Source organism: Flavobacterium sp. AJR, assembly GCF_002156885.1.
Lineage (GTDB): Bacteria > Bacteroidota > Bacteroidia > Flavobacteriales > Flavobacteriaceae > Flavobacterium.
Window position 1 is genome coordinate 1 of the sequence record NZ_NCWQ01000149.1, and the last position, 5,185, is coordinate 5,185.

General features: G+C 35.4%; 5 protein-coding genes. All 5 read left to right on the forward strand.

The window, feature by feature from the left end:
• The first annotated feature begins 276 nt into the window (after nt 1–276).
• Complete coding sequence (locus B8T70_RS22825) at nt 277–1,071, forward strand: gluconate 5-dehydrogenase (protein WP_086896348.1); 795 nt, start codon at nt 277–279, stop codon at nt 1,069–1,071.
• Nucleotides 1,072–1,077: 6 nt separating this feature from the next.
• A complete protein-coding gene (locus B8T70_RS22830; RefSeq protein ID WP_086896349.1) occupies nt 1,078–2,088 on the forward strand; it encodes a sugar kinase in 1,011 nt (336 codons plus the stop codon).
• A complete protein-coding gene (locus tag B8T70_RS22835; protein WP_086896350.1) occupies nt 2,081–2,746 on the forward strand; it encodes a bifunctional 4-hydroxy-2-oxoglutarate aldolase/2-dehydro-3-deoxy-phosphogluconate aldolase in 666 nt (221 codons plus the stop codon). The genes B8T70_RS22830 and B8T70_RS22835 overlap by 8 nt, the downstream gene beginning before the upstream one ends.
• A 1-nt stretch (nt 2,747) precedes the next feature.
• Nucleotides 2,748–4,019 (forward strand): MFS transporter, encoded by a 1,272-nt coding sequence (locus B8T70_RS22840; protein ID WP_086896351.1) that lies wholly within the window; start codon nt 2,748–2,750, stop codon nt 4,017–4,019.
• A 262-nt stretch (nt 4,020–4,281) separates the two neighbouring features.
• The coding region (gene nagB / locus B8T70_RS22845) for a glucosamine-6-phosphate deaminase (RefSeq protein ID WP_086896352.1) at nt 4,282–5,185 on the forward strand (904 nt) is incomplete at its 3' end.

Genomic DNA, 5,185 nt, shown 5'->3' on the forward strand with positions numbered 1-5,185 from the left:
TGATTAAATTTCAAACCAAGTTATATTTTTTTACAAATAATCAGTGTACTAATTGTCAGGCTGATCGGAGTCGAAGCCCCATAAGCAACTAGATAAAGAAAATTTTACCGCAGAGTTCGCAAAGAATTACGCAAAGTTCACAAAGCTTTATGAATTGCCCTTTGCTTTAAGATTGCAAAGGGATTGTGTTTAAAAGTTTAACTCAATAGCATTGAGCCAAAGGAGGCAAATCAATAAAAATATCAGATTACTATTAACTATAAAAAAAGAAAAAAAATGTCAATTAACTTATTTGATTTAACAGGGAAAACAGCACTTATAACAGGAGGAGTTCACGGTCTGGGAATGGCAATGGCAAAAGGTCTTGGACATGCAGGTGCAAAAATTGTAATAAATGATCATTCATCACAAGAAGCTGTAAATAATGCAGTTGCAGAATATAAATCTGTGGGAATTGAAGCTTACGGATATATTTTTGATGTTACCGATGAAGCTGCTGTAATTGAAGCAATAAACAAAATAGAAGCCGAAGTTGGGCCTATTGATATTTTAATTAATAACGCAGGAATCATCAAAAGAACTCCAATAATAGAAATGGAAGTTGCAGATTTTGAAGCAGTAATAAAAGTAGATTTAACAGGACCTTTTATCGTTTCTAAAAATGTTGCCAAAGGAATGATTATTCGCGGAGGCGGAAAAATTATAAATATGTGCTCTATGATGAGCGAACTTGGTAGAGACTCCGTAAGTGCTTATGCTTCTGCAAAAGGAGGGTTAAAAATGCTAACCAAAAATATGGCTACCGAATGGGCTAAGTTTAATATACAAACTAATGGAATTGGTCCTGGATATTTTGCTACAAGCCAGACTGCACCGATTAGAGTTAACGGACATCCATTTAACGAGTTTATTATAGGCAGAACGCCAGCTGGTCGTTGGGGAAATCCTGAGGATTTACAAGGAGCAGCAATATTTTTAAGTTCTAAAGCAAGTGATTTTGTAAACGGACATATTGTGTATGTAGATGGTGGAATACTTGCTACAATAGGAAAACCATCAAACGAAGCATAATTTATCATGGGTAAAGTACTTTGTTTTGGGGAAATCCTTTTACGATATAGCATGGGGGAAAACTTTCCCAAACAACAGGATATGTCTGCTTATGTAGGTGGTGCCGAAAGTAATGTTGCATTGGCGCTGGCAAGATGGAATGTTCCTGTAGCTTATTGTACCGCCCTACCCGACCATTTTTTGTCGGATACCATTCTTGCTTATTATAACAAAATGGGGGTTGATACAACTACAGTTATAAAATCTGGAGAAAGAATTGGTGCCTATTACCTTAATCAAGGAGCAGATGTTAAGAATGCAGGCGTAATTTATGACCGTAAATATTCTTCTTTTTCAGAACTAGAACCGTCTAGCATAAACTGGGAAGAAGTTTTTGAAGGTGTTTCCTGGTTTCATTTTACAGCCATTGCACCAGCCTTAAATGCAAAAATTGCAGCACTTTGTGAAGAAGCATTACTTGTTGCCACAAAAAAAGGAATTGCTATTTCTTTGGATTTGAATTACAGAGAAAAACTTTGGAAATATGGCTCAGAACCTAACGAAGTAATGCCTAAACTAGCTAGTTACGCTCATGTAATTATGGGGAATATTTGGTCGGCAGAAAAAATGCTCGGAATAAGTATTAATCAGCAATTAGTAGCATCCGAAAAAGAAATTGATTTAGTAGAGCAAGCCAATGCAAGTTCTCAAGAAATCTTGGCAAAATATCCTAATTGTAATATCGTTGCGAACACTTTCCGCTTTAGTAAAGAAGATAGTGTAACCTATTTTGGAACACTGTATCAAAAAGGAAATAGTTATAAAAGCGAAACTTTGTTTGCTGCAAATACAATAGACAAAGTTGGAACTGGAGATTGTTTTATGGCTGGACTTATTTATGGAATATTACATAGAAAAGAGCCACAACAAATAGTAGATTTTGCTGCAAGAGCAGCCTATCAAAAATTATTTATAAAAGGTGATGCTACAACATCCCGAGTAGAAGAAATCGAACAGTTAATAAAGCAAAATGAATAAGTCAGAAAAAGTTATTCAACAAATCATTCATTCTGGTTTGTTGCCTTTATATTATCATGAAAGTAAAGATTTAAGTGTAAGTATATTAAAAGCTTTATATCAATCAGGTATTCGTATTATAGAATATACAAATCGAGGTAAAAATGCTTTAATAAATTTTGAAGCATTAAGGACTATAGCTTCACAAGAAATGCCCGATTTATTGTTAGGAATTGGTACTATAAAAACAGCTGAAGCGGCCAAAGAATTTATAGACTTAGGAGCTGATTTTATAGTAAGTCCTATAGTTTCTGCCGAGGTTGCAAAAATTGTTTTAGAACATAATTTAGCTTGGATTCCGGGTTGTTTAACACCTACAGAAATTCATCAGGCGCAAGTTTATGGTGCCAGATTAGTAAAAATATTTCCAGGGAATTTAGTTGGAGCATCTTACGTGCAATCTATAAAAGACATTTTTCCTGATCTCCTTTTTATGCCTACTGGCGGAGTTGAACCAGAAGAACAAAACCTAAAATCATGGTTTGATGCAGGCGTATCTGCTGTAGGTATGGGAAGCAAACTTTTAAAAACCAGTGCAATTGAAGAGAATAATTTTGATGCACTTTCGGATTATATTACAAAAGTTACTATTCTAATTCAATCTTGTAAACATTCTTAAAATGAATATAACTTCAGAAAAAAGAGTTCGATATGGCATATTAGCCCTATTGTTTTTTGGAACAACCATTAATTATATCGACAGGCAAGTAATTGGTTTGTTAAAGCCCACATTAGAGAGAGAATTCCATTGGACAGAAACTGATTATAGCAATATTGTTATGGCTTTTTCAGCAGCTTATGCCATTGGTCTTATAGGTTTTGGAAGATGGATTGATAAAATCGGAACTAAACTAGGATATGCTGTATCGGTTTTCTTTTGGAGTGTTGCTGCCGTAGCACACGCATTTGCCAAAAGTACGTTTGGTTTTGGATTAGCAAGAGTTGGTTTAGGCGTAGCCGAAGCAGGTAATTTTCCAGCTGCAATAAAATCTGTAGCCGAGTGGTTTCCTAAAAAAGAACGTGCCCTTGCAACAGGAATTTTTAACTCGGGTGCCAATGTTGGTGCTGTGGTTGCTCCTATTATGGTTCCTGCAATTTTAGGCGCTTATGGTTGGCAAGAAGCATTTGTTATAACTGGAGCTATTGGCTTTATTTGGCTGATTTTTTGGTGGAAATACTATGAAACTCCTGCTAGACATAAAAAAATATCCAAAGAAGAATTTGACTATATCCACAGTGACAATGAGGTAGTTTCAGAAACCGAAGTGCCTGTAAAATGGACTGCTTTATTTAAAGTAAAACAAACGTGGGCTTTCATCTTTGGGAAACTATTGACAGATCCTGTTTGGTGGTTCTTTTTGTTTTGGTTGCCTTCATATTTTTCCGAAACATTTAATCTTGATTTAAAGAAGCCAAGTTTACCATTGGTAATTGTTTATACAGCAACAACTATTGGTAGTATCGGAGGCGGTTATTTATCTTCATATTTAATAAAAAAAGGATGGAATGTACAACGAGCACGCAAAACAACCATGTTTTTTATCGCCGTTTGTGTATTACCAATAATGTTGGCACAGTTTACCAAAAATATATGGGTAGCTGTTGGCTTAATTAGTTTGGCAGCAGCAGCTCACCAAGCTTGGAGCGCCAATATTTTTACAACAGTATCTGATTATTTTCCTAAAAAAGATATCAGCTCAGTTGTAGGTATCGGTGGTATGGCAGGTTCAGTTGGAGGTATTCTTTTCCCTCTGGCAATAGGAATCATCTTAGACCATTATAAAATCTTGGGAAATATTACCGCAGGTTATAATATCATATTTATCATGTGTGGTTCTGCCTATTTATTGGCTTGGATAGTGATGCATTTTTTAACCAGTACTAAAAAATAACTATTTATAAAGAAACCCAATCCCGAAGCGTCGGATAATGTCATTAAGTTAAGCTCTTTTTATCTAATTATGGTTAATTGTTTTCGCGCAAAGACGCAAAAGCGCAAAGGTTTTAGGCATAAACTTAGCGGCTTGGCGACTTTGCGTGAGATTTATTCGGTACAGCATTGTAGCTGTTTTTCTTAACTAAATGACATTGCGCTTCGGGATCGGGACTATATATTGAAATAAATTACGCCCAATGGGTAAAATAAATTTAAAAATGATAAAAAGCATAATAGATAAATCAACTGGTTTCGAAAAACGATTCGAAAATATTGACACGGTAGTTTTTGAGAATTCCACCGATGCATCCAAAGCAGTTGCGCAGCAAATAGCGGCACTTATCAAGTCAAAACAAGAGAAAAACGAATCATGTGTATTAGGATTAGCAACAGGATCATCCCCAAAAGGATTATATGCTGAATTAGTACGTTTACATAAAGAAGAAGGATTAAGTTTTAAAAACGTAATCACTTTTAACCTGGACGAATACTATCCAATGGAGCCAGATTCAGTAAATAGCTACGTACGATTCATGAAAGAATTGTTGATGGATCAAGTCGATATTTTACCTGAAAATTACCATATTCCAGACGGACTTTTAACAAAAGAAGAAATCGCAGATTATTGCGCAGATTACGAAACTAAAATAGAAGCTCTGGGCGGAATCGATCTACAAGTTCTTGGGATTGGAGCAAATGGACATATCGGATTCAACGAATCGGGTTCCTTACAAAACTCAAAAACAAGATTAGTTGCATTAGACCATATTACCAGAGTTGCAGCAAGTAAAGACTTTTTTGGATTAAACAATACACCAAGAACAGCCATTACACTTGGAGTAAAAAAGATAATGGAAGCCAAACAAGTTATTCTACTGGCTTGGGGAGAAGGAAAAGCAGATGTTGTAAAAAAATCTGTAGAAGGAGAAGTTACCAATAGAATTCCTGCGTCATTTTTGCAAGAACACAACAATGTAGTTTTTGTTCTGGATAAAGAAGCCTCATCAAAACTAACAAGAATCAACAGACCATGGTTAGTAGAAAAAATTGTTTGGACAGACAAATTAACTCGTAAAGCTGTTTTAGGATTAGCACTAGATTTAAAGAAACCAATCCTAATGC

What these genes read in the sequence shown, in the direction of transcription:
- B8T70_RS22825 (WP_086896348.1), top strand. Translation starts at nt 277, where the DNA reads ATGTCAATTAACTTATTTGATTTAACAGGGAAAACAGCACTTATAACA.
- B8T70_RS22830 (WP_086896349.1), top strand. Translation starts at nt 1,078, where the DNA reads ATGGGTAAAGTACTTTGTTTTGGGGAAATCCTTTTACGATATAGCATG.
- B8T70_RS22835 (WP_086896350.1), top strand. Translation starts at nt 2,081, where the DNA reads ATGAATAAGTCAGAAAAAGTTATTCAACAAATCATTCATTCTGGTTTG.
- B8T70_RS22840 (WP_086896351.1), top strand. Translation starts at nt 2,748, where the DNA reads ATGAATATAACTTCAGAAAAAAGAGTTCGATATGGCATATTAGCCCTA.